Source organism: Bacillus sp. AM1(2019) (genome assembly GCF_009906915.1).
GTDB classification, from domain to species: domain Bacteria; phylum Bacillota; class Bacilli; order Bacillales; family Bacillaceae; genus Bacillus; species Bacillus velezensis.
In genome coordinates this window covers 2,882,139-2,905,858 of sequence record NZ_CP047644.1, presented here as the reverse complement: position 1 = coordinate 2,905,858, position 23,720 = coordinate 2,882,139, and the positions used below count along the sequence as shown (strand labels likewise).

The 23,720-nt window shown below is 43.7% G+C and carries 21 protein-coding genes, 2 tRNA genes, 1 pseudogene and 1 other annotated feature; of the genes and pseudogenes, 23 read left to right on the top strand and 1 reads right to left on the bottom strand.

Annotated elements, in window-relative coordinates; all coding sequences use genetic code 11:
• Positions 1-26: 26 nt before the first annotated feature.
• The 19 genes and pseudogenes from sdhA (at position 27) to GNE05_RS14205 (ending at position 17,687) form a co-directional block, all read left to right on the top strand.
• Positions 27-1,787, top strand: a complete 1,761-nt coding sequence (gene sdhA / locus GNE05_RS14295) for a succinate dehydrogenase flavoprotein subunit (RefSeq protein ID WP_003152573.1) — start codon at positions 27-29, stop codon at positions 1,785-1,787.
• A gap of 2 nt (positions 1,788-1,789) precedes the next feature.
• Complete coding sequence (sdhB, locus tag GNE05_RS14290) at positions 1,790-2,548, top strand: succinate dehydrogenase iron-sulfur subunit (RefSeq protein ID WP_003152575.1); 759 nt, start codon at positions 1,790-1,792, stop codon at positions 2,546-2,548.
• A gap of 59 nt (positions 2,549-2,607) precedes the next feature.
• The gene (locus GNE05_RS14285) at positions 2,608-3,045 is read left to right on the top strand and encodes an acyl-CoA thioesterase (RefSeq protein WP_012118126.1); all 438 of its coding nucleotides are present in this window, start codon (positions 2,608-2,610) and stop codon (positions 3,043-3,045) included.
• Between the two features lie 120 nt (positions 3,046-3,165).
• Positions 3,166-3,390: a spore germination transcription factor GerE gene (gene gerE / locus GNE05_RS14280; RefSeq protein ID WP_003152579.1), complete on the top strand. Its 225-nt coding sequence runs from the start codon at positions 3,166-3,168 to the stop codon at positions 3,388-3,390.
• A 186-nt stretch (positions 3,391-3,576) separates the two neighbouring features.
• Positions 3,577-4,017 (top strand): MarR family winged helix-turn-helix transcriptional regulator, encoded by a 441-nt coding sequence (locus GNE05_RS14275; RefSeq protein WP_014418574.1) that lies wholly within the window; start codon positions 3,577-3,579, stop codon positions 4,015-4,017.
• A 7-nt stretch (positions 4,018-4,024) separates the two neighbouring features.
• Complete coding sequence (gene racE / locus GNE05_RS14270) at positions 4,025-4,843, top strand: glutamate racemase (RefSeq protein WP_160182904.1); 819 nt, start codon at positions 4,025-4,027, stop codon at positions 4,841-4,843.
• Between the two features lie 105 nt (positions 4,844-4,948).
• The gene (locus GNE05_RS14265; RefSeq protein WP_012118124.1) at positions 4,949-6,034 is read left to right on the top strand and encodes a GerMN domain-containing protein; all 1,086 of its coding nucleotides are present in this window, start codon (positions 4,949-4,951) and stop codon (positions 6,032-6,034) included.
• Between the two features lie 109 nt (positions 6,035-6,143).
• Positions 6,144-6,881, top strand: coding sequence for a ribonuclease PH (gene rph, locus GNE05_RS14260; protein WP_007612934.1), 738 nt, complete (start codon positions 6,144-6,146; stop codon positions 6,879-6,881).
• An 11-nt stretch (positions 6,882-6,892) separates the two neighbouring features.
• On the top strand, positions 6,893-7,489 hold the full coding sequence (locus GNE05_RS14255) for an XTP/dITP diphosphatase (protein ID WP_087920775.1): 597 nt from the start codon (positions 6,893-6,895) through the stop codon (positions 7,487-7,489).
• Between the two features lie 15 nt (positions 7,490-7,504).
• Positions 7,505-8,014, top strand: coding sequence for a YfcE family phosphodiesterase (locus GNE05_RS14250; protein ID WP_021494403.1), 510 nt, complete (start codon positions 7,505-7,507; stop codon positions 8,012-8,014).
• A 113-nt stretch (positions 8,015-8,127) separates the two neighbouring features.
• Positions 8,128-8,201, top strand: a tRNA-Arg gene (locus GNE05_RS14245).
• Between the two features lie 124 nt (positions 8,202-8,325).
• Positions 8,326-8,399, top strand: a tRNA-Arg gene (locus tag GNE05_RS14240).
• 132 nt (positions 8,400-8,531) lie between these two features.
• On the top strand, positions 8,532-9,020 hold the full coding sequence (locus tag GNE05_RS14235; protein ID WP_014418570.1) for a hypothetical protein: 489 nt from the start codon (positions 8,532-8,534) through the stop codon (positions 9,018-9,020).
• Positions 8,986-9,261: a hypothetical protein gene (locus GNE05_RS14230; protein WP_050496148.1), complete on the top strand. Its 276-nt coding sequence runs from the start codon at positions 8,986-8,988 to the stop codon at positions 9,259-9,261. Before GNE05_RS14235 ends, GNE05_RS14230 begins: the two co-directional genes overlap by 35 nt.
• A 283-nt stretch (positions 9,262-9,544) precedes the next feature.
• Positions 9,545-12,751, top strand: a complete 3,207-nt coding sequence (hsdR, locus tag GNE05_RS14225; RefSeq protein WP_160182903.1) for a type I restriction-modification system endonuclease — start codon at positions 9,545-9,547, stop codon at positions 12,749-12,751.
• A gap of 114 nt (positions 12,752-12,865) precedes the next feature.
• Complete coding sequence (locus GNE05_RS14220) at positions 12,866-14,296, top strand: class I SAM-dependent DNA methyltransferase (RefSeq protein WP_063094623.1); 1,431 nt, start codon at positions 12,866-12,868, stop codon at positions 14,294-14,296.
• Complete coding sequence (locus tag GNE05_RS14215) at positions 14,293-15,645, top strand: restriction endonuclease subunit S (RefSeq protein ID WP_063094625.1); 1,353 nt, start codon at positions 14,293-14,295, stop codon at positions 15,643-15,645. Before GNE05_RS14220 ends, GNE05_RS14215 begins: the two co-directional genes overlap by 4 nt.
• 391 nt (positions 15,646-16,036) lie before the next feature.
• A pseudogene (locus GNE05_RS14210) lies at positions 16,037-16,638 on the top strand (recombinase family protein).
• Between the two features lie 863 nt (positions 16,639-17,501).
• Positions 17,502-17,687, top strand: coding sequence for a hypothetical protein (locus GNE05_RS14205; protein ID WP_007408136.1), 186 nt, complete (start codon positions 17,502-17,504; stop codon positions 17,685-17,687).
• 39 nt (positions 17,688-17,726) lie between these two features.
• Here GNE05_RS14205 and GNE05_RS14200 read toward each other — a convergent pair whose 3' ends face one another.
• On the bottom strand, positions 17,727-18,077 hold the full coding sequence (locus GNE05_RS14200; protein WP_015417942.1) for a hypothetical protein: 351 nt from the start codon (positions 18,075-18,077) through the stop codon (positions 17,727-17,729).
• 422 nt (positions 18,078-18,499) lie between these two features.
• Positions 18,500-18,751 (top strand) — a binding site (T-box leader).
• Between the two features lie 119 nt (positions 18,752-18,870).
• Here GNE05_RS14200 and ilvB point away from each other — a divergent pair.
• From ilvB to GNE05_RS14180, 4 genes are read left to right on the top strand one after another with little or no spacing between them, the layout of a single operon-like run.
• Positions 18,871-20,595: an acetolactate synthase large subunit gene (gene ilvB, locus GNE05_RS14195; protein ID WP_032866714.1), complete on the top strand. Its 1,725-nt coding sequence runs from the start codon at positions 18,871-18,873 to the stop codon at positions 20,593-20,595.
• Complete coding sequence (ilvN, locus tag GNE05_RS14190) at positions 20,592-21,110, top strand: acetolactate synthase small subunit (protein WP_003152598.1); 519 nt, start codon at positions 20,592-20,594, stop codon at positions 21,108-21,110. Before ilvB ends, ilvN begins: the two co-directional genes overlap by 4 nt.
• A gap of 22 nt (positions 21,111-21,132) precedes the next feature.
• Positions 21,133-22,161, top strand: a complete 1,029-nt coding sequence (gene ilvC, locus GNE05_RS14185) for a ketol-acid reductoisomerase (protein WP_003152600.1) — start codon at positions 21,133-21,135, stop codon at positions 22,159-22,161.
• The gene (locus tag GNE05_RS14180) at positions 22,148-23,704 is read left to right on the top strand and encodes a 2-isopropylmalate synthase (RefSeq protein ID WP_095272552.1); all 1,557 of its coding nucleotides are present in this window, start codon (positions 22,148-22,150) and stop codon (positions 23,702-23,704) included. The genes ilvC and GNE05_RS14180 overlap by 14 nt, the downstream gene beginning before the upstream one ends.
• Positions 23,705-23,720: the final 16 nt, after the last annotated feature.

The following is a 23,720-nucleotide window of genomic DNA, read 5'->3' as shown; positions in this document are numbered from 1 at the left end:
AGATTACTAGAGGGAGAGGGGCTATCATGAGTCAATCAAGCATTATCGTAGTCGGCGGGGGTCTTGCCGGCCTCATGGCGACAATTAAAGCAGCGGAATCAGGCACGGCCGTTAAATTGTTTTCCATCGTTCCGGTCAAACGCTCTCACTCGGTCTGCGCGCAGGGCGGGATAAACGGAGCTGTCAACACAAAAGGGGAAGGAGACTCTCCGTTTGAGCATTTTGATGACACGGTATACGGAGGCGACTTTTTGGCAAACCAGCCTCCTGTAAAAGCGATGTGTGAAGCGGCGCCGTCCATTATCCACTTATTGGACCGCATGGGGGTTATGTTTAACAGAACGCCGGAAGGGCTTTTGGACTTCCGCCGTTTCGGGGGTACACAGCATCACAGAACCGCATACGCGGGAGCGACGACGGGTCAGCAGCTTCTTTACGCACTGGACGAGCAGGTGCGCAGATATGAAGTGGCGGGTCTCGTCACAAAATACGAAGGCTGGGAATTCCTCGGCGCCGTTCTTGACGATGAGCGCACGTGCCGCGGTATCGTAGCCCAAAATCTGACCAATATGCAAATCGAGTCATTCCGTTCTGACGCCGTTATTATGGCGACGGGAGGACCCGGAATCGTATTCGGAAAATCAACAAACAGCATGATCAACACGGGATCTGCCGCATCAATCGTTTATCAGCAGGGCGCTTATTATGCAAACGGCGAATTTATCCAAATTCACCCGACAGCAATCCCGGGGGACGATAAACTGCGTCTGATGAGTGAATCGGCACGCGGCGAGGGCGGAAGAGTCTGGACGTACAAAGACGGAAAACCTTGGTACTTCCTTGAGGAAAAATATCCGGCTTACGGAAACCTCGTACCGCGGGATATTGCGACACGTGAAATCTTTGACGTGTGTGTGAATCAGAAACTCGGCATCAACGGAGAAAACATGGTGTATCTCGATCTGTCGCACAAAGATCCGAAAGAGCTTGACGTTAAGCTTGGCGGCATTATCGAAATCTATGAAAAATTCATGGGCGATGACCCGCGCAAGCTTCCGATGAAAATTTTCCCTGCCGTTCACTATTCAATGGGCGGACTGTGGGTTGATTATGATCAGATGACAAGCATCCGCGGACTGTTCGCAGCGGGTGAATGTGATTATTCAATGCACGGAGGAAACCGTTTAGGGGCGAACTCTCTGCTTTCCGCCATCTACGGAGGAATGGTGGCCGGACCGAATGCGGTGAAATATGTTTCCGGACTTGAAACATCAGCGGAAGACCTGTCTTCTTCATTATTTGATTCCTATGTGAAAAAAGAAGAAGAAAAATGGGCCGATATTATGAAGATGGACGGCGACGAAAATGCCTACGTGCTTCACCGTGAGCTCGGAGAGTGGATGACGGCCAACGTCACGGTGGTCCGCCACAACGACAAGCTTTTGAAAACGGATGACAAGATCCAAGAGCTGATGGAACGCTTTAAGAAAATCAATATCAACGATACGACAAAATGGAGCAACCAAGGGGCGATGTTCACCCGCCAGTTCTCCAATATGCTTCAGCTTGCCAGAGTCATCACGCTCGGCGCATATAACCGAAATGAAAGCCGGGGAGCGCACTATAAACCGGATTTCCCTGAAAGAAATGACGATGAGTGGCTCAAAACGACGATGGCTAAACATGCCGGTCCGTTTGAAGCTCCGGAATTTGAATATCAGGATGTCGATGTATCACTGATTGCGCCCCGTAAACGCGACTACTCGAAGAAGAAGGTGGCGAAATAATCATGAGTGAGAAAAAGATACGGTTTATCATTACACGTCAGGATACGCCCGAAAGCGCGCCATACGATGAAGAATTCGAAATCAATTACCGCCCGAATCTGAACGTGATTTCTGCCCTGATGGAAATCCGCAGAAATCCCGTGAATGCAAAAGGAGAGAAAACCACTCCGGTCGCATGGGACATGAACTGTCTTGAAGAAGTATGCGGCGCCTGCTCCATGGTCATCAACGGGAGACCGCGCCAGTCATGTACGGCGCTGATTGATAAGCTGGAACAGCCGATCCGTCTGAAGCCGATGAAAACATTCCCGGTTGTCCGTGACCTTCAGGTTGACCGCAGCAGAATGTTTGATTCACTGAAAAAAGTGAAAGCATGGGTGCCGATTGACGGAACTTACGATTTGGGGCCGGGGCCGAGAATGCCGGAAAAACGCCGCCAGTGGGCATATGAATTGTCTAAATGCATGACATGCGGCGTCTGCCTCGAAGCCTGCCCGAACGTCAACAGCAAGTCGAAATTCATGGGGCCTGCCCCGATGTCGCAAGTGCGTCTGTTTAACGCCCATCCGACGGGCGCGATGAACAAAGCAGAACGTTTAGAAGCGTTAATGACAGACGGCGGCCTTGGAGATTGCGGGAATTCACAAAACTGTGTGCAATCCTGCCCGAAAGGCATTCCGCTTACGACTTCAATCGCCGCTTTGAACAGAGATACCAATTTACAAGCATTCCGTAATTTCTTCGGAAGCGACAGAGTATAAGAAAGAGAAAAAGAGCCTCTTCCGCACGGGAGAGGTTTTTTTATAAGGAGCTGAAGATGATGAAACAACCGCAATATATTGATATCCCGTTTGAAGAATGGAGACAGTCGTTTTCTTTCTTTACTGAAGTATCGGTTCGTTTTTCAGAAACGGATATGTTCGGCCATATGAATAATGTAACCCCTTTCATCTATTTTGAAGAAGCACGGATCGCTTATTTTAAACAGCGAGGCATAACGGCGCAAAACTCGGAAACGATGACGGTCGTCGCAAGCCAGCAGTGCGACTATATGCGTCAGGTGATGCCGTATGAAAATCTGCGGATTTATGTGAAAGCAAGCGCTGCCGGAAATGCGTCCGTCACCCTTCATTACCTTGGAGAAAATGAGTCGGGCCTGCCGTGCTTTACAGGTTCCGTCGTTATGGTTCAAGTGTCGAAGAAAAGCGGCAAAGCGGTCAGCTGGACGGAGCGGGAGAAAGGCATTCTGCTCGCCTGAACGGATAACTATTTCTCTAAGAGACGTCACCTCCGAAGCGCCCTTTACATATGATATCTTGACTATATAAACCCATTCGTTTCAGATTCGCTCTCACCTTAGCAAGGAGGGTTACAATACTTGAAGGAGAAAGATTTTCAATCAAAGCCGCTGCTGACCAAAAGAGAAAGAGAAGTATTCGAATTGCTCGTTCAAGACAAGACAACAAAGGAAATTGCAAGCGAGCTATTTATCAGTGAAAAAACTGTACGGAATCACATTTCAAATGCCATGCAGAAGTTAGGTGTGAAAGGGCGTTCGCAAGCTGTTGTCGAGCTTCTTAGAATGGGTGAGCTAGAGCTCTGATTCTTGCCGGTTTTCCTTCTTTTCGAGAAGGAGCCGGTTATTTGCGTTGGCGCCCGGGCTGATGGGCATGCGGTGAAAATCCCGGTTTTTCCTTTTTCTCCGTCAGTCTTGCATTTTCTTAAAAAAAGAAGGAAAATAGACACGGAGCGCATAGCCCAGAAAGATCCTTGAGTGAGGGATGGACAAATGACATCAAAATCTGTAGAGCATGTTGCGGATATCGAAAAATCACTCCGCCATATCGCTGCGATCATTAAACAAAAAGGAAGAGAAATCCTTAACCAATATGCAATTACACCGCCGCAATTCGTGGGGCTTCAATGGCTTTATGAATTGGGGGATATGACAATAGGCGAATTATCAGCCAAAATGTATTTGGCTTGCAGCACGACGACGGATCTGATAGACCGCATGGAAAAAAATAAGCTTGTCGAGCGGGTCAAAGACCCGGCTGACAGACGGGTCGTCAGAATTCATCTTCTCGCTGAAGGAGAGCGCATTATCCAAGAAGTGATTTTGAAAAGACAGGCTTATTTGCGGGATATGTTTGCGACATTTTCCGAAGAAGAAACAGCCGCTTTCGAAAAATCATTATTGAAACTGCAGCATGAAATGAAAAGAAAATGAGGCGATTTTGTTGGAACAGCCGATAGGAGTCATTGATTCCGGGGTTGGCGGGTTAACCGTTGCTAAGGAAATCATGAGACAGCTACCGAAGGAAAATATCATCTATGTGGGAGATACAAAACGCTGCCCGTACGGCCCGCGTCCTGAAGAAGAAGTTCTTCAATACACGTGGGAAATGACCGATTACCTGCTGGAAAACCACCATATCAAAATGCTCGTGATCGCCTGTAATACGGCCACGGCCATTGCCTTGGAGGATATTCAGCGCAAAACGGATATTCCGGTTGTCGGCGTCATTCAGCCGGGTGCGAGAACGGCGATAAAGGTCACGAAAAACCAGCATATCGGCGTCATCGGCACGGTCAATACCATTAAAAGCAGAGCGTATGAGCAGGCGCTGCTCGGATTAAACGCAGAACTTCAAGTTGAGAACACGGCTTGTCCGCTGCTCGTGCCGTTTGTGGAAAGCGGACGGTTTCTTCAGGAATCAGCGGAGGAAGCGGTTGAAACATCGCTTGAGCCTTTAAAAGGTACATCAATTGACACCTTGATTTTAGGATGTACGCATTATCCGATTTTAAAAGATCCGATTCAGAACTATATGGGGGAGCATGTGAAAATCATTTCCTCCGGAGACGAGACGGCGAGAGAAGTGAGCACCATCTTGTCTTATAAAGGTTTGTTAAACCAATCGAAACATGCACCGGAGCATCAATTTCTTACAACGGGGGAGCGGAACGGTTTCGCAAAAATTGCCGAAGACTGGTTCGGCCACGAAATCGGCCATGTCGAGTGCATCTCCCTTCAAGAGCCGGTCAGAAAATAAATCAAAAAACCCGCTGTTTACGGCGGGTTTTTTTGCGCTTCCCGGTCTATTTCCCGGACAGGGCTCGTATACATCATAGTACAAACAGCCTTAGGAGGGAAAAGTATGCTGAAAAAAGGACCTGCAGTCATTGCTGCAACATGTCTTACTTCGGCTTTTGTGTTATCTGGATGCGGTTTGTTTCAATCCGATAAAACAGCCGGGGAAATTGACCCGCCTCAAGACATTTCATATGTAAAGGATGAAGCGGGAATTCAGGCAAAACCAAAGCAGTCAGAGAAAAACGGCACTTCTAAAGCCGACCAGCCGGCCAATACAGTCATGCGAGAGCTGTATCTGATTGATAAAAACGGCTATGTCGCAGCACAGACACTGCCTCTTCCGAACAGTGAGGGAACCGCAAAGCAGGCCCTTGAGTATTTGGTTCAGGGAGGGCCTGTGTCAGAAATCCTGCCGAACGGCTTCAGAGCGGTGCTCCCTGCGGATACGACGGTAAATGTTGATATTAAAAAAGACGGCACTGCCGTCGCTGATTTTTCGAAGGAATTTAAAAACTATAAAAAAGAAGACGAACAAAAAATCCTGCAATCGATTACATGGACGCTTACCCAATTCAGCTCAATAGATAAAGTCAAAATCAGAATCAACGGGCACGAGCTGAAAGAAATGCCTGTGGGCGGCACGCCTATTACGGGCGACTTAAGCAGAAAAGACGGGATTAATATTGAAACGGCCGGAGTGAATGATCTGACAGACACCCATCCGCTGACTGTATATTATCTGGCGGAAACAGAGACAAGCGAATACTACGTGCCTGTCACAAAGCGGATTGACAATTCGGAAACAGATGACATCACCGCTGCCGTTGAACAGCTCGCTGACGGACCGGGCAAAGCAAGCGGGCTTTTGACGGACTTTAATAACGATGTTAAGCTTCTCAGCAAGCCGAAAGTGAAAGACGGCCAGGTTACACTGGACTTTAACAGCTCTATTTACGGAAGCGCCGACGAAAAAACAAAAATGGTATCATCGGGCGTACTGGACAGCATCGTTCTCACGTTAACCGAACAGCCGTCGATCAAAAGTGTTTCTATAAAAGTAAATGGAAAATCAGAACTGGTGAATGAAAAAGGAGAATCCCTTTCAAAACCTGTTTCGAGGCCGTCACAAGTGAATACGGGTAGTTTTTAATTTGCGATTTTTGATATACTAGTAAAAAAGAGGTTAGCGTTCCGGCTGCCTCTTTCTTTATTCACAATCCGGAACAAAAGGTTTATGTACATATAATCGGAGGTAAAATATGAGACACGACGGAAGACAGCACGATGAGCTGCGCCCTATCACATTTGATTTGGATTTTATCACTCACCCGGAAGGCTCGGTTTTAATTACAGCGGGAAATACGAAGGTCATCTGTAATGCATCTGTGGAAGACCGGGTGCCGCCATTTTTACGCGGCGGAGGAAAAGGCTGGATCACAGCGGAATACAGTATGCTTCCCCGCGCGACGAATCAAAGAACGATAAGAGAATCTTCAAAAGGAAAGGTCTCCGGCAGAACGATGGAAATACAGCGGCTGATCGGGCGCGCGCTCCGGGCCGTCGTTGATTTGGAGAAGCTCGGCGAACGCACGATCTGGATCGACTGTGACGTCATTCAAGCCGACGGCGGAACAAGAACGGCTTCCATTACGGGCGCCTTCTTGGCGATGGCCATTGCGATCGGCAAACTCGTAAAAAGCGGCGTTATCAAAACCTCTCCTGTGACAGATTATCTCGCGGCCATTTCTGTCGGGATGGATAAAGAAGAAGGCCTTCTTTTGGATCTGAATTATGAAGAGGATTCGGCGGCTGAAGTCGACATGAATATTATCATGACGGGAAGCGGACGTTTTGTAGAGCTTCAAGGGACGGGCGAAGAAGCCACATTCTCCCGTGAAGATTTAAACGGACTGTTAAGTCTTGCCGAAAAAGGAATCCAGACGCTTATTCAAAAGCAAAAAGAAGTGCTGGGAGAAACATTGCCTGAACTGAAATAAGAAAGAGAGGCCTGATCACCGTGAAAGAAGCCATTATTGCGACACACAATCAGGGAAAAGTGAAAGAATTCAAGGAAATACTCGAACCGAAAGGCTACAGCGTCTCTTCTTTGGCGGAAATCGGATTTACGGAAGAAATTGAAGAAACCGGACATACCTTTGAAGAAAACGCCATCTTAAAAGCGGAAGCCGTGGCAAAAGCCGTAAACAAAATGGTCATTGCAGATGACTCCGGTTTATCGGTGGACAACCTTGGAGGCAGACCGGGCGTTTATTCAGCCCGTTATGCCGGAGAAGCAAAAGATGATAAGGCGAATATGGACAAGGTGCTGTCAGAATTAAAAGGCATCGAAAAAGAGCAGCGCACGGCCCGTTTCCGCTGCGCCCTTGCCGTCAGCATGCCGGGGCAGGAAACAAAAACGGTCGAAGGTCATGTTGAAGGGTATATTGCGGAAGGACCCGAGGGGGATAACGGGTTCGGCTATGATCCCATTTTTATTGTAAAAGATAAAGATAAAACCATGGCCCAGCTGACAAGCGCTGAGAAAAACAAAATCAGCCACAGGGCTGAGGCGCTCAAGAAACTGTCAAAGCTGCTTGATTCATAAGGGGGAGCGTATGCAATGAAAGTGCTGATAATAAGTGACAGTCACGGCCTTGAAGATGAGCTGGAGACGATTGCAAAGCGGCACGAAGACGAAGCGGATCTGATGATTCATTGCGGTGATTCAGAGCTTGACGCCGCACATCCGGCGCTTACGCCGTATCACACGGTAAAAGGCAATTGCGACTTTGGCGGCGGGTTTCAGGATGAACTCCTTCTGGACGCCGGTTCAAAGAAAATTCTGGCCGTTCACGGGCATCTTCACGGCATTAAACAGTCACTTTTAACTGTTTTTTACCGGGCGGAAGAGCTTGGGGCGGATATCGTCTGCTTCGGCCATTCACATATTGCCGGGAGTGAAGAGCTTCGGGGCAAGCTTTTGATTAATCCGGGCAGCATCCGTCTTCCGAGAGTCCGCAATGTGAAAAGCTATGCCATTCTTACTCTTACAGAAAGAGAAGGCGCCGTGACATTTTACGACGAAACGGGTCGGGAATTGAAGGACTTGGAGACTACAATCAGTTTTTAACAAGTGATGGGGGAGATTTCATTCTTCCCCATCAAAAGTTTTTAAAAAAATATTGACTTATGATTTGAACCTGTATATAATAAATCTTGTCGCTGATACATAAAGCAAAAGCTGTCCCAGTAGCTCAGCTGGATAGAGCAACGGCCTTCTAAGCCGTCGGTCGGGAGTTCGAATCTCTCCTGGGACGTACAAAAAAAGAGCTGGTGACATCAGATTGAAAACTGATGCCGCTGGCCTTTTTTATCGGATGACTATATTGTCAATTCGCTGATATCATGGTAAAATGATCAGCAGAACAATTTGATTTTCATGTCCCAGTAGCTCAGCCGGATAGAGCAACGGCCTTCTAAGCCGTCGGTCGGGAGTTCGAATCTCTCCTGGGACGTAATTAAATCGGGTGCAAACCCCGTCAAATCAACCTTCTATATCGTTTAGTGAAACGGTCAGTATAATGGTCACGTAAGAAATTACACCTGTTATTGGCTTATATCACTTTCGGTATAGGAGGTTTTTTGTTGTGACCAAAAGAAAAGGATTATTAGATGTTGATGTGGATGTAAAGGGATTATTAAATGGATTAACCATTACTAGTACTAGTTCCACCGCTCCAAAAGAAAAAATAAAACAATTTGAGGTCTTGGATGACTCAATGTTGGTTTCTGATGCTCTCGAAACCAACACTAGGCAAATGAAGGTGAGCGGGAATAGAAGCCGTACAATAAGCGATTATGTCCTCCATGTAGAGTATTTTCAGAGTGGAACAAACGTAAACCATGTTGCTGATATTACAGCCGATACGGTCTATAAGTGGCTAGACAGTATGAATGTAAGCAATCAAACCAAATTAACACGATTGAAATGCCTAAAAGCCTTCCTCTCCCGCTGTTTTGATAACGGTTGGATTGAAATAAAGTTTTGGAAAACGATTAATATAAAGGTCGATCAAAAGGTTAAAGAAGGGGATGCAGAGCGTGAAGTTATGTATTGCTCTCTTTATTGGACTTAAGCAATTTCATTCAGCTGAGGGATGCTACAGCTTTCCTATCATAAATGAGAATGAAGCTGACTATGTGCTGAAGCGTAAGGTAAATATCATGAAAAAGGCTGAGAAACATCACGAGCAAAGGCTTCAGGAATACAAGGAACAGAATATTAGATTTGCCACTGAGGAGGAGGAAGTATTTATTAGACTCTTCTACACGCAGCAAGAACTTGATATCTTTGCCGGCTATGACTTGGGAGTTTAGAGGTTACACTTGCAGAATCTATATATGGAGCGGATGCGGCAATTATTCAATAAAAGGCACAAACTTTGTGGGAGTCTCTTAATTGAGGCTCTTCTTTTTATCAATCAAAACTGATGTCGTAGCCTCGATATTTAAACAATAACTAATAAAACCCCACTTGGTTAAAGAATGAACCTAAACTAAGGAGCAGAGTAGAAAAAAGAGCGATACATATTATTCCTAATTTTTGCATGATTATAGTATAATAGACACAAACAACCTTTTAGGAAAACCGGTGATAACAATGAGTGGCAACTTTTCATTTTTTCAAGGGAAATGGGATGTACTTGCTAACTTGGGAGAGACAGCTGAGAGAAATGTATATCATGACCCCCATACAACAGTAATGAAACTGCGATTGTTCGCTGAAACACTAACTAAATTTATTCTTGCCGCTGAAAATATTAAAGAGGCATATGGTACAACACAAGTGGATCGCATTAACACTTTGCGTCGGGAAAGGTTACTTGAGCCTGAATTAATTGATATATTAGAGGCTCTTCGTCGCAAAGGGAATGTAGCGATGCATGAAGCGGATTATGGAAAAGCAGAAGAAGCAAAGGCTTTGTTGAAATTAACGTTCCGCTTGTCCATTTGGTTCATGGAGGTATATGGTGATTGGGATTTTCAAGCACCAGAGTATACAGAACTTCAAGAACAAGTAGAACAGAGTACAGAAACACTTCAGCGAGAATATGAGGAGAAAGTCAAAAAGCTTGAAGAAGAATTAGAGGCAATTCGTCGACAGGCGGAAGTGGAACAAGAAGAGGTAAAAATCGAGCGTAAAAAAATATCCAAAAACTTTATGCGTCGACAACAATTAACTGAAGCTGAAACGCGTACGATTATTGATGGAAAACTACGTGCTGTTGGATGGGAAGTAGACACAACTGTACTAAATCATCAAAAGAACGGAACGCTGCCAGAGAAAAATCGAAACATGGCAATTGCTGAATGGAAGGTCAATGGCGGCAGGATTGACTATGCGTTGTTTATTGGCTTAAAGCTTGTTGGCTTTATTGAAGCTAAGGCAAAAAAGAAAACGATTCCTGGCGCATTAGAAAGTCAAACAAAAGTGTATGCAAAAAATGTGGCACAAGTCGAAGATGAAGTCATCACACCTACAACAGGTGAATATAAAGTGCCGTTCTTATACGCAACGAACGGCCGACCATACTTGAAACAACTTCAAGAAGAGTCGGGCATTTGGTTCTGGGATTCACGTAAACCGTTAGAACATGCTCGCCCATTAGAAGGCTGGCATTCACCTGACGACTTGCAGCTTCTTCTTAGTCAAGATGATAAGGATGCGAATAAACGGTTAGAAGAAGAGGATATTACGAAGTTTGGTTTGCGTCATTATCAGCAAAGAGCGGTACTTTCCGCTGAAGAGGGATTAAAAGAAGGGCAACGAAGAATGCTTATTGCGATGGCAACTGGAACTGGGAAAACTCGTACAGCTATCGCCCTCATGTATCGCTTAATTAAGTCCAAAAAATGTCGTCGTATTCTTTTTCTTGTAGACCGTAATTCGTTAGGAAAACAGACAGAGGATGCACTTAAGGATACAAAAATTGAAGGCTACTCATTTGCTGATATATACGATGTAAAGTCTTTAGAAGACATGTCTCCAGAAGTTGAAACGAAGGTGCAAATTGCGACGGTGCAGGGAATGGTTAGAAGACTTTTCTATAGCGATAACGAAAAGCTTCCAAGTGTCGGGCAGTATGATTTCATCATTGTAGATGAAGCACATCGTGGCTATACAAGTGACAAAGAAATGTCAGAGGAAGAATTGGAATTCGGTGACCAAAATGATTATATTAGCCAATATCGACGTGTAATTGATTATTTTGATGCGGCGTGTTTAGGACTTACTGCAACACCAGCTCTTCATACAACAGAGATTTTTGGTATGCCTATTTTTAAGTATTCTTATAGTGAAGCGGTTCTGGATGGCTACTTAGTTGACCATGAACCACCATATCTGTTTAAGACAGAACTTTCACAAGTCGGCATTACTCTTGAAAAAGACGAAGAAGTTGAAGTGTATGATGTTGATAAAGGCGAGATTCAACTAGAAAAAATGGAAGATACCATTCATTTTGAGGTTGAGCAGTTTAATAAACGGGTAATTACTGAACCTTTTAATCGGGCGGTTCTAAACAAACTGGTTGAATACATTGATCCGACAGGAAAAGAGAAAACTCTTATCTTTGCAGCTACTGATCAACACGCAGATCTTGTTGTTCGCTTATTAAAAGAAGCCTTTAAAGAACGTGGTGATGACATTGAAGATGATGCCATTATGAAAATCACTGGCTATATCTACAAGCCATTAGATGCCATTAAACGGTTTAAAAATGAGCGACTACCTAATGTCGTAGTTACAGTTGATTTACTCACAACAGGTATTGACGTGCCGCCGATCACAAATTTGGTGTTTTTAAGAAGAATACAATCTCGTATTCTCTATGATCAAATGCTTGGCCGTGCGACTCGTCTCTGCCCAGAGATTGGGAAAACACACTTTAACATCTACGATGCCGTTGGTATATATGACAAGTTGCAACATTATACAGAAATGAAACCAGTTGTGAAGAAACAAAACTATCGTATTGGTGAGTTGTATAATTCTCTTATAAATGCGACGACTGATGAGGAAGCTTCATTTTATCGTGATCAATTAGTAGCGAAAATTCAGCGTCGCAAACAAAGATTTGACGAAGAAGGCATGGGAAAGTTTGAAGAATTATCAAATGGAAAACATGTGGATGAATGGGTGAAAGAAATTCAAACATACTCACCGCAAGAAGCCACACAGCATAATATCCTATTTGAATACATGGAAACGTACCAAGTAACTCGTGAAAAACGCTATATATCTGATAAGGAAGATGAAGTAACAGACGTCATTCGTGGGTACGGTGAAGGAAACAAGAGACCAGAAGATTATTTAGAAGGTTTCGTTCGTTTTATCCAAGAAAATATTAATGAAATTCCCGCTCTTCATCTTATTTGCACACGACCGAAAGATTTAACAAGGCAGGATTTACGAGAACTTATTACCATTCTAGAAACGAAAGGCTTTAAGCAATCGCATTTGCAGACAGCTTGGAAGCAGACAAAAAATGAAGACATTGCAGCAGACATTATTAGCTTTATTCGCCAAGCTGCATTAGGTGAAGCACTAGTTGCCCATGAAGCACGTATTAAACAAGCGATGCAAAAAGTGTATTCACTGCATGATTGGACTCCAAGACAGAAGAAATGGTTAGAGAGAATAGAAAAGCAATTACTTAAAGTGCCTGTATTAGCACCGACTGCAGAAGAGGCATTCTCGGAAGAACCTTTTAGAACGTCTGGTGGCTACAAATTACTGAAACGTGAGTTCGGTGACCATATTGATCATATTGTCAATACGATCAATGAGAACCTTTATATCAGCTAACGACTGTGCCTCTTCATTGAGGCACTTTTTTGGGTTATAATGAAAAGGTTCGCTTTCAACTAAAAATCATCAAATTTGATTTAATAGATTAGAAGCTTTTCAGGAGGAAAAAAGATGAATAACCAAGAAATCGTTCAAAAATTATGGAATTTATGCAATGTGCTTCGTGATGATGGCATTACATATCAACAATATGTCACGGAGTTAACCTATATTTTATTTTTAAAAATGATGAAAGAACAGCAAACAGAAAATGTAATACCCGAAGGATATAGATGGGATGATTTGCTAGAAAAAGAAGGGATAGAACTCAAAACATTTTATCAACACCTTTTAATTAAGCTGGGTAATAGCGAGAATGCTCAATTGCGTCAGATTTACACGGATGCTGCTACAAGTATTACAGAACCCAAGAATTTAGAGAAAATTCTGAAGAGCATTGATGGCCTTGATTGGTACAACGCAAAAGAAGAAGGTTTAGGTAATTTATATGAAGGCTTGTTAGAAAAAAACGCAAGCGAAACAAAATCAGGTGCTGGTCAATACTTTACACCGCGTGTATTAATTGATGTAATGGTACAACTTATTGACCCTAAACCTGGAGAAAGATGCAATGACCCTGCTGCTGGTACATTTGGTTTTATGATTGCGGCAGACCAGTATTTGAAAAATAAGACAGATAACTATTATGATTTAGATCCACAACTGGGCGTTTTCCAAAAGAAAGAAGCGTTTACTGGAATGGAACTCGTCACAGGGACTCATCGTCTTGCTCTAATGAATGCATTACTTCATGATATCGAAGGGCGACTGGAACAAGGGGATTCGTTATCTAGTAATGGAAAGTGGATGAAAAACTTTGATGTCATTTTAACCAATCCACCATTTGGGACGAAAAAAGGTGGAGAGAGTGTCTCCCGTGATGACCTGACGTTTGCAACTTCCAATAAACAGCTTAATTTTCTACAGTTAATTTATAACGCTTTAAAAGACGATGGTCATGCACGGGCAGCAGTTGTATTACCTGATAATGTCTTGTTTGAAAGTGGGGTTGGTGCACAGATTCGACGTGATTTAATGAATAAATGCAATCTGCATACAATCTTACGCTTACCAACGGGGATTTTCTATGCCCAAGGTGTGAAAACAAACGTCTTATTTTTCACAAGAGGAACAACAGACCAAGATAATACAAAGGATGTATGGGTATATGACCTTCGCACAAATATGTCTTCATTTGGAAAACGTAATCAGTTATCAATGGCTCATTTTGAAAACTTCATGAAAGCATATGTAGCAGAAGACCGCTCAAAAGTGGAAGATGAACGATGGAACAAGTTTACACGAGAAGAAATTGCAAAAAAAGATGATAGTTTAGATATTGGATTGATTGCAGATGAATCATTATCTTCATACAATAATTTGCCAGACCCGATTGAGTCGGCAGAAGAAGCGATTGCGAAACTTCAACAAGCAATGGATCTATTAAGTGAAGTAGTAGAAGAACTTCGAGCAGTGGAAGAAGATGAGGTGGTCGCAAAGTGAGTAAGAAGAAAAAGACCATTGAAGAGTTGTTAGAAGAAGCTTTAGTACCAGAGGAAAAACAACTTTATGAAATTCCGGAGAATTGGGTATGGTTGTCTTTGAAGAATTCTCTTAATAGCATTCAATACGGTTATACAGAGACTTCCTCACTTCAAGCAATTGGTCCAAAATTTTTACGAATTACAGATATTCAGAACGATAAAGTAGATTGGAGTGCCGTCCCGTATTGTAAGATTACCGAGAAGGAATTTGAAAAGTATAAGCTAGAAGATAATGATATTGTAGTAGCACGTACTGGTGCAACTACAGGGAAAAGTTATTTAATCGATAAGCCACCAGTGTCTGTTTTTGCTTCCTATCTAATTAGGCTAAGATGTAATGATATTATGTTTCCGAGATTTTTATGGGAGTTTATGAAGAGTCCTGTGTATTGGAAGCAGATAACGGTTGTGAAGAAAGGTAGTGCACAGCCCGGGGCTAATGCACAGATATTGGGTAATCTATCTGTACCTTTACCACCTTTACAGGAACAAAAACGGATTACTGAGAAAGTAGAAGGGCTTTTAGGTAAAATTGAAGAAGCAAAGCAGTTGATTGAGGAAGCGAAGGAAACGTTTGAACTTCGTCGAGCGGCTATTTTGGAAAAAGCATTTAGTGGAGAGTTATTAACCTCAAGTTTTAACAAAATTACAAAGAAAATTAATGAACAAATAACATTAGAAATTCCAAATCATTGGGAAGTTAAAACTTTAAGTGATGTAGTGGAAAATTATAATAATCAAAGAATTCCCGTTTCACAAAAAAAGAGAGAAGAAATGGAGGGAGATATCCCTTATTATGGTGCAACTGGAATAGTGGATTTTGTAGATGGATATACTCATGAAGGTGAGTTTGTTTGTATTGGGGAAGATGGTGCGAATCTTTTATCCCGTTCAAAGCCACAAGCTTTTATTATTAGAGGGAAATCATGGGTGAACAATCATGCGCATGTAGTTAAAATGAATGATAATATGTGTAATAACTATTTAATGCATTATATAAATTTTATTCCATTAAATGATTATGTTACTGGTACAGCACAACCCAAGTTGAACAGAAAAAATTTAGATAAGATACCAATAGTATTACCGCCTGTTAATGAGCAATTTTCAATTTCGCAAAAGATAGAGGATTTACTTTCAAAAGAAATAGAAATGATGAATGTTTGTGATTCTAACTTACATGGAATTGATATTATTAAACAATCAATTATGAATAAAGCATTCCGAGGTGAACTTGGAACAAATGACCCAAGTGAAGAAAATACGATCGAACTACTAAAAGAAGTGCTACAAGAGCAAGTGAAATAGTTGTAAGAGGGCATCCAAGTTAGTTGGATGTCTTTTACGGTTGCATACATGCCAAGTTGGGTATTGGTTTGATACAGAACCACTCTCATTCACAAACTGGCAATCGGTAAATTTCAGACACGACCCACATTATCAATATGATTTAGCATGATAAAGTAATAAGAATTGCAGTGAAACCCTATTCAAGTTCGATAATGATATCGATAGCAGAGGTGTAGACTTATAAGTGATATCAAAGAAAAGATACCGCTGCCTCTATCACATTGTTTTCGATAAGCTACCTGTTTCAAAAGGTACAACTTTTTGCGACGTATTCTGTGAAACGGTAGAATAAGGGTTCAGATACAAAGGCGTTACGATAAGAGTATCAAATAACAAGGTGGAATCATTTTTGGACAACAAAGAAGTTGGATACGTTAGTGTAAGCAGCAAAGACCAAAATGAAGCACGACAACTGGATAGTATGTATGCTCTTGGAATTGATGAGCGTGATATTCATATCGATAACAAAGCGGGAAAGACTTCAATAGACCTCAATACCAAGCTTTGAAATTGCGTTTGCGAAAAGGAGATACGTTATACATACATTCATTAGATAGGCTAGGTCGTAACAAAGAGATGATTTTAAACGAGTGGAAAGATATCACACAGAACATCTAAGCACATATTGTTGTAGTTGATATGCCATTGTTGGATACACGGAAATACAATGAATCCATCGGTTCTTTCGTGGCTGACTTGGTGTTACAGGTATTATCATGGGTTGCTGAAGAAGAGAGAACGAAGATTAAGACTCATCAAGCTGAAGGGATAGCTGCAGCTAAGGCACAGGGCAAACACCTTGGAAGACCTAAAACAACTATTACAACTGAGTTTGAGCAGGCTTATAAACGATGGAAAGCAAGAGAAATTACAGCGGTTGAAGCAATGAAGAGATCAAGTATGACTAAGGCTACATTCTATCGCAGGGTTAAGGAATATGAAACAAGCTAAAGGATTCCTATAACTTCTCTCTTTCTTTAATATAAAGAATATGTGGGGATGTTTCCACATTTTCACTGGGGGCATGAAAGGGATAAACCTATAGTCGGCTCATCCACACACCATGAAAAAAATAACTTGTCGAAACGAATCTAATTCTAGTCCATCTCAAATTACATTATTTTAAATGATCAATCCCTATCCTGTTCTTTGTTGCAGTCTGGACATTTCCATTTAATAATCCTATCAGCTTCTAAAGTTTACAACGATTTTTCGACATTCTGCGATTCTTTCGGAATAGGTTCTCCTTGCAAATCAGCATTGCAATATGGACAGCATTCTTTGTTATCTCTCATGACCACTCTTTTAAATAAATACCTTTACCTTTTAATATAGCAGATTTAAGTACAACTGTATTACCTTGTCAATAGGGTTGTTTTCTACTATATGAATGTTTGAATTGTACAGCATAAGCAAATATAATCGAAAGTAAGTCAATCGGTCAAAGTTCGGCAAGTGACCGTTATACATGAACCTAAATAAATAGCGATATATAGGGCGCTGGTGGCGAAAGCCATAGTGGCCTTCTAAGCCGTCGGTCGGGAGTTCGAATCTCTCCTGGGACGTATAAAAACCTCAAGCCCTGACGATGGGTTTGAGGTTTTTTTGTATTTTATTTTTTATTTTACGAAACAAAAGTTCCGTATTTGATGAAAATTGTAAAGTAATTTTAATATAAATGAAACTTAATGTAATATTTACCGTAATAAATATATGTATAAAGATACTTAAGGCGCCCTTGAGTGATAAATTATCTAATTTCTATCATGCGTTTTGTTGATTAATGATAGAAAGACAGCAGGAGGAATTAGCTTTTGAAGTACGCATTTGCATATAAAAATCACAATATAGAAACGATCTTTTGCGGAAAAGATGAGCTGTTTGAGGAACTGAAGCAATTTTTAATCACTCAATGCGGTTTAATCATTGTTGAGGTTTCAAGGGCTGATTACTATACGGAGCAGGAAATGAATCAGTGGAATGACCGTTATACTCTGTGAATATGAAAAGAAACCGGCCGTGTGAGACCGGTTTTTGTATCATCTGAATCCGCTCGGAGCGCTGAAGCCCCCGGCATGGCCGCTGAAACCGCCCCCGAGCGCGCCGGGATGCGCCCCGGCGCCGAGGCTTCCGCCGACGTCACTGAAGGATTGGCCGTAGTACCCGGTTGTATAAGGGTATGGAACGAATTGCTGCCCGGCGAATGACAGCGTGCTTTGCGGGGTCTGCTGTCCGTATCCGGATGACGGGAATCCCTGCTGAAAAGAAGGGCCGCCTTGATATGGTGCTGTATGCATCGGGGCCGGAGGATAGTAAGACTGAGGCGGTAAGACCGGTAAAGGCGGAAATCCAGGAGGCAGGCCCTGCATGCCTGATAACATCTTATTCATGACATCACTCATTTCTTACGAGATAAGAACAGTGTATGCGTATGTCTGTAGAAAGAGCCTGTTCAATCGATCGGAATATCTGACAAGCATGCCGGAAGGACAGAGAAAAATTGTGTAATAAAATGTGACATATTCGTATATGAACGGAAAAATTTCATGTAATCTTGAGAGATTAATAAAAAAATGATAAAAACTTTTAACATTTACAGATCCCTTTGTACCAGTAATGAAAGCGTATACAAAATAGATTGATTAATCTAAATTGTCTAATAATTATAAAAATGCTGTTGACACTGTCTGCAAACGGGCGTAATATGAGTTCAAACAAAAATAAATAAATGATTCACGCTAAAAAGAAAAATCATAAAACACTGAAAAAACAAACAAGTGAAGGTTCTTTTTTAATAAAAGAGCTGCCATAATAAAAAGCGCAGAAGAGGATAAGTAGCTTTGCTGAAGTTTTTCACAGAGAGCCGGTAACGCTGAGAGCCGGTAAAACAAATCAAAGTGAACTCCCCTCAGAGTGCCGGTCTGAAATGTAAAGAGTAGGACTCGGCCGAGTGAACGCAATGTTTACTCGTTATCAAAACGGATAATCATTATCCATGAGACGGTCTGCATATGACCGTAAACAAGGGTGGTACCGCGGAAAGCAAAGCCTTTTCGCCCCTTTTGGCTATCGCATGAAATGCTTGGCTGAATGTGGGTGGGAAGGCTTTTTTATTTGCGTCAGCCGGCGCTGCGTTTTATGAATTGGATTTTAGAAGGGAACATTGAAAAGGAGGAACTGAAAATGGGCACAAATGTACAGGCGGATTCTTTGTCTGCCGAATGTACAAAAACAATGAACGGGGCTCTGATGCTGATTGAATCATTAAAGAAAGAAAATGTCGAGATGATCTTCGGCTATCCGGGGGGAGCCGTCCTTCCGATTTACGATAAACTGTATCAATCAGGATTGGTTCACATCCTGCCCCGCCACGAGCAAGGCGCGATTCATGCGGCAGAAGGGTATGCGAGAGTCTCCGGAAAGCCGGGGGTTGTGATTGCTACCTCCGGACCCGGAGCGACAAATTTAGTTACCGGTCTTGCCGATGCGATGATAGATTCATTGCCGCTCGTAGTGTTTACCGGTCAGGTGGCCACTTCGGTCATCGGCAGCGACGCTTTCCAGGAAGCCGACATTTTAGGAATTACGATGCCGATTACGAAACACAGCTACCAAGTCCGCCGTCCGGAAGATCTCCCCCGTGTGATTAAAGAGGCGTTCCATATCGCCACGACGGGAAGACCGGGCCCGGTATTAATTGATATACCGAAGGATGTCGCAGCATTTGAAGGAGAGTTCAGATATGATCACGAGATCAGCCTTCCGGGTTATCAGCCTGTAAAAGAGCCTAACTATCTGCAGATCCGAAAGCTCGTGGAAGCTGTCAGCAGTGCGAAAAAGCCGGTTATTTTAGCCGGAGCGGGTGTTTTGCACGGTAAAGCTTCAGAAGATTTAAAAAATTATGCCGAACAGCAGCAAATCCCGGTAGCGCACACGCTTCTCGGTCTGGGCGGTTTCCCGGCAGACCATCCTCTTTTTCTGGGAATGGCGGGGATGCACGGCACATACACAGCGAATATGGCGCTTTACCACTGTGACTTGTTGATCAGCATCGGAGCGCGGTTCGATGATCGCGTGACCGGAAATCTGAAGCATTTTGCAAAATCGGCCAAAGTGGCGCATATCGATATTGATCCTGCTGAAATCGGAAAAATTATCGAAACGCAGATTCCGGTGGTCGGCGACAGTAAAATCGTCCTTCAGGAATTATTGAAGCAAAACGGAAAACAGGGACAGACAGAGGAATGGAAACAGCAGCTTTCAGAATGGAAAGAAGAATATCCGCTTTGGTATACAGACAACAGAGAAGAGGGCTTGAAACCCCAAAAGCTGATTGAGTATATTCACCAATTCACAAACGGTGAGGCGATTGTGGCGACGGATGTCGGCCAGCACCAGATGTGGGCGGCTCAGTTTTATCCTTTCCGAAAGGCTGATAAGTGGGTGACCTCGGGGGGACTCGGCACAATGGGCTTCGGCCTTCCGGCGGCTATCGGAGCGCAGCTGGCCGATCGTAACGCCACGGTTGTTGCCATCCTCGGAGACGGCGGTTTTCAGATGACCCTTCAGGAATTAGATGTCATCCGGCAGCTGAATCTTCCTGTCAAAGTGGTTATCTTGAACAACGAATGTCTGGGCATGGTCAGACAGTGGCAGGAAATCTTCTATGAAGAACGCTATTCTGAATCCAAATTCTCGGCGCAGCCTGACTTTGTCAAATTGTCAGAAGCCTACGGCATTAAAGGCGTCCGGATTTCATCGGAGGAAGAGGCGGAAGAAGAGCTTAAAAAGGCGCTTTCATCAAAAGAACCGGCCGTTATTGACGTCCGGGTCGCCAAAAGCGAGAAAGTATTCCCGATGATTGCGCCGGGTAAAGGACTTCATGAAATGGTGGGGGTGAAACCTTGAAACGCATTATCACATTAACGGTGGTCAACCGCTCGGGAGTATTAAACCGGATCACCGGCCTGTTTACAAAAAGACACTATAATATCGAAAGCATCACTGTAGGCCACACGGAAACAAGCGGTGTTTCAAGAATTACATTTGTCGTCCATGTGGAAGGCGAAAATGACGTAGAGCAGCTGACAAAGCAGCTTAACAAACAAATTGACGTCCTGAAAGTGACGGATATTACAAACCAATCGATTGTACAGCGTGAGCTGGCATTAATCAAAGTTGTTTCCGCACCGTCGGCCAGAACGGAAATCAATGGAATCATTGAGCCGTTCAGAGCTTCCGTCGTTGATGTCTCAAGAGACAGCATCGTCGTTCAGGTTACCGGCGAATCTAATAAAATCGAAGCGCTCATAGAGCTGCTCAAACCTTACGGCATTAAAGAAATCGCGAGAACGGGCACAACGGCTTTTGCGAGGGGAACCCAGCAGAAGGCGTCATCCAATAAAACAATTTCAATTGTATAACACAAAAAAGGGAGAGATTAAAATGGTAAAAGTATATTATAACGGTGATATCAAAGAGAACGTATTGGCAGGTAAAAAAGTAGCGATTATCGGTTACGGTTCACAAGGTCACGCACATGCGCTGAACTTAAAAGAAAGCGGAATTGATGTCATTGTCGGCGTCAGACAAGGAAAATCATTTACACAGGCCCAAGAAGACGGTCATAAAGTCTTTTCGGTAAGAGAAGCGGCTGCCCAGGCTGATATCATTATGGTTCTTCTTCCGGATGAACAGCAGCAAAAAGTATATGAAGCTGAAATCAAAGATGAATTGACGGCGGGCAAGTCATTAGTATTCGCACACGGATTTAACGTCCATTTCCATCAGATCGTGCCTCCTGCTGATGTGGATGTATTCCTTGTCGCCCCTAAAGGGCCGGGACACCTTGTCAGAAGAACATATGAACAAGGCGCGGGCGTACCGGCATTGTTTGCCATCTACCAGGATGTATCAGGCGAAGCGAAAGATACGGCTCTTGCTTATGCAAAAGGAATCGGCGGAGCGCGTGCGGGCGTTCTTGAAACAACATTTAAGGAAGAAACGGAAACGGATTTGTTCGGTGAGCAGGCCGTTCTGTGCGGAGGTTTAACGGCGCTTGTCAAAGCGGGTTTTGAAACGCTGACAGAAGCCGGCTACCAGCCTGAACTCGCATACTTCGAGTGTCTGCACGAACTGAAGTTGATCGTAGACTTGATGTATGAAGAAGGATTGGCGGGCATGAGATACTCTATCTCTGATACGGCTCAATGGGGAGATTTTGTCTCAGGGCCGCGCGTAGTCGATGCAAAGGTAAAAGAATCGATGAAACAAGTATTAACGGATATTCAAAACGGTACATTCGCGAAAGAATGGATCGTGGAAAACCAAGTGAACCGTCCTCGCTTCAATGCGATCAATGCAAGTGAAAACGAGCATCAGATTGAGAAGGTCGGCAGACAGCTCCGTGAAATGATGCCGTTTGTCAAACAAGGCAAAAAGAAGGAAGCGGTGGTCTCCGTTGCGCAAAATTAATGTTTTCGACACGACCCTTCGTGACGGTGAACAATCCCCCGGGGTCAACCTCAATTCCCGGGAGAAACTGGCGATAGCCAAGCAGCTTGAAAGACTCGGGGTGGACATTATTGAAGCGGGATTTCCCGCTTCATCCCGAGGTGATTTTTTAGCCGTGCAGGAAATCGCAAGAACGATTAAAAATTGTTCGGTAACAGGGCTTGCCCGATCTGTCAAAGGTGACATCGACGCAGCCTGGGAAGCGCTGAAAGACGGGGCCAGCCCGCGGATTCACATCTTTATCGCCACCTCTGACATTCATCTGAAGCATAAGCTGAAAATGACGCGGGAAGAGGTTAAGGAAAAAGCGGTTGAAATGGTGAAGTATGCAAAAGAACGCTTTCCGATCGTTCAATGGTCAGCAGAAGACGCATGCCGCACCGAACTTCCGTTTCTGGCTGAAATCGTAGAAAAAGTGATTGATGCCGGCGCGAGCGTCATCAACCTGCCGGACACTGTAGGTTACCTGACGCCGGCTGAATACGGAAACATCTTTAAATATATGAAGGAACACGTTCCGAATATCAGCCGGGTAAAGCTTTCAGCCCATTGCCACGATGATCTCGGAATGGCGGTTGCCAACTCGCTTTCGGCAATTGAGAACGGCGCTGATCAAATTGAATGCGCCATTAACGGCATAGGAGAAAGAGCCGGGAATGCCGCGCTAGAGGAAATCGCCGTTGCGCTTCATGTCAGAAATGACGCGCATCAAGCCGATTCATCTCTCAATCTTCATGAATTGAAGCGGACGAGTGATCTTGTCAGCAAACTGACGGGCATGGCCGTTCCCCGCAATAAAGCAATCGTCGGAGATAACGCTTTCGCACATGAGTCCGGCATTCACCAAGACGGTTTCCTGAAAGAAAAATCAACATATGAAATCATTTCACCGGAACTTGTCGGCGTGACTGCTGATGCGCTCGTACTCGGAAAGCATTCCGGACGCCATGCGTTCAAAGACCGCCTGAATGCGCTTGGATTCCAGTTTGATAGTGAGGAAATCAATAAATTTTTTACGATGTTTAAAGAACTGACCGAAAAGAAAAAAGAAATCACCGATGATGACTTGATTTCTCTTATTTTAGAAGAAAAAGTGACAGACAAAAAAATCGGCTATGAGTTTTTGTCTCTGCAAGTGCATTACGGGACGTCTCAGGTGCCGACTGCAACAGTCTCTTTAAAAAATCAGGAAAACGAACAGCTGATTCAAGAGGCGGCAACGGGGGCGGGCAGCGTAGAAGCCGTTTATAATACGCTCGGGCGCTGCATCGATAAAAATATTGAACTGACAGACTACCGCATCCAATCCAACCGGAAAGGCGAAGACGCGCTGGCTCAAGTTTTTGTCAGAGTGACCGTGAACGGAAAAGAAACATCAGGGCGGGGAATCGCGCAGGATGTTCTGGAAGCTTCTGCTAAAGCTTATCTGAACGCCGTGAACCGGCAGCTGGTGCTGGATTGCAATTTAGACGGATTAAAGAGACAGACTGCGGTCGGCTCGTAATAGAAAGGAGAACGTT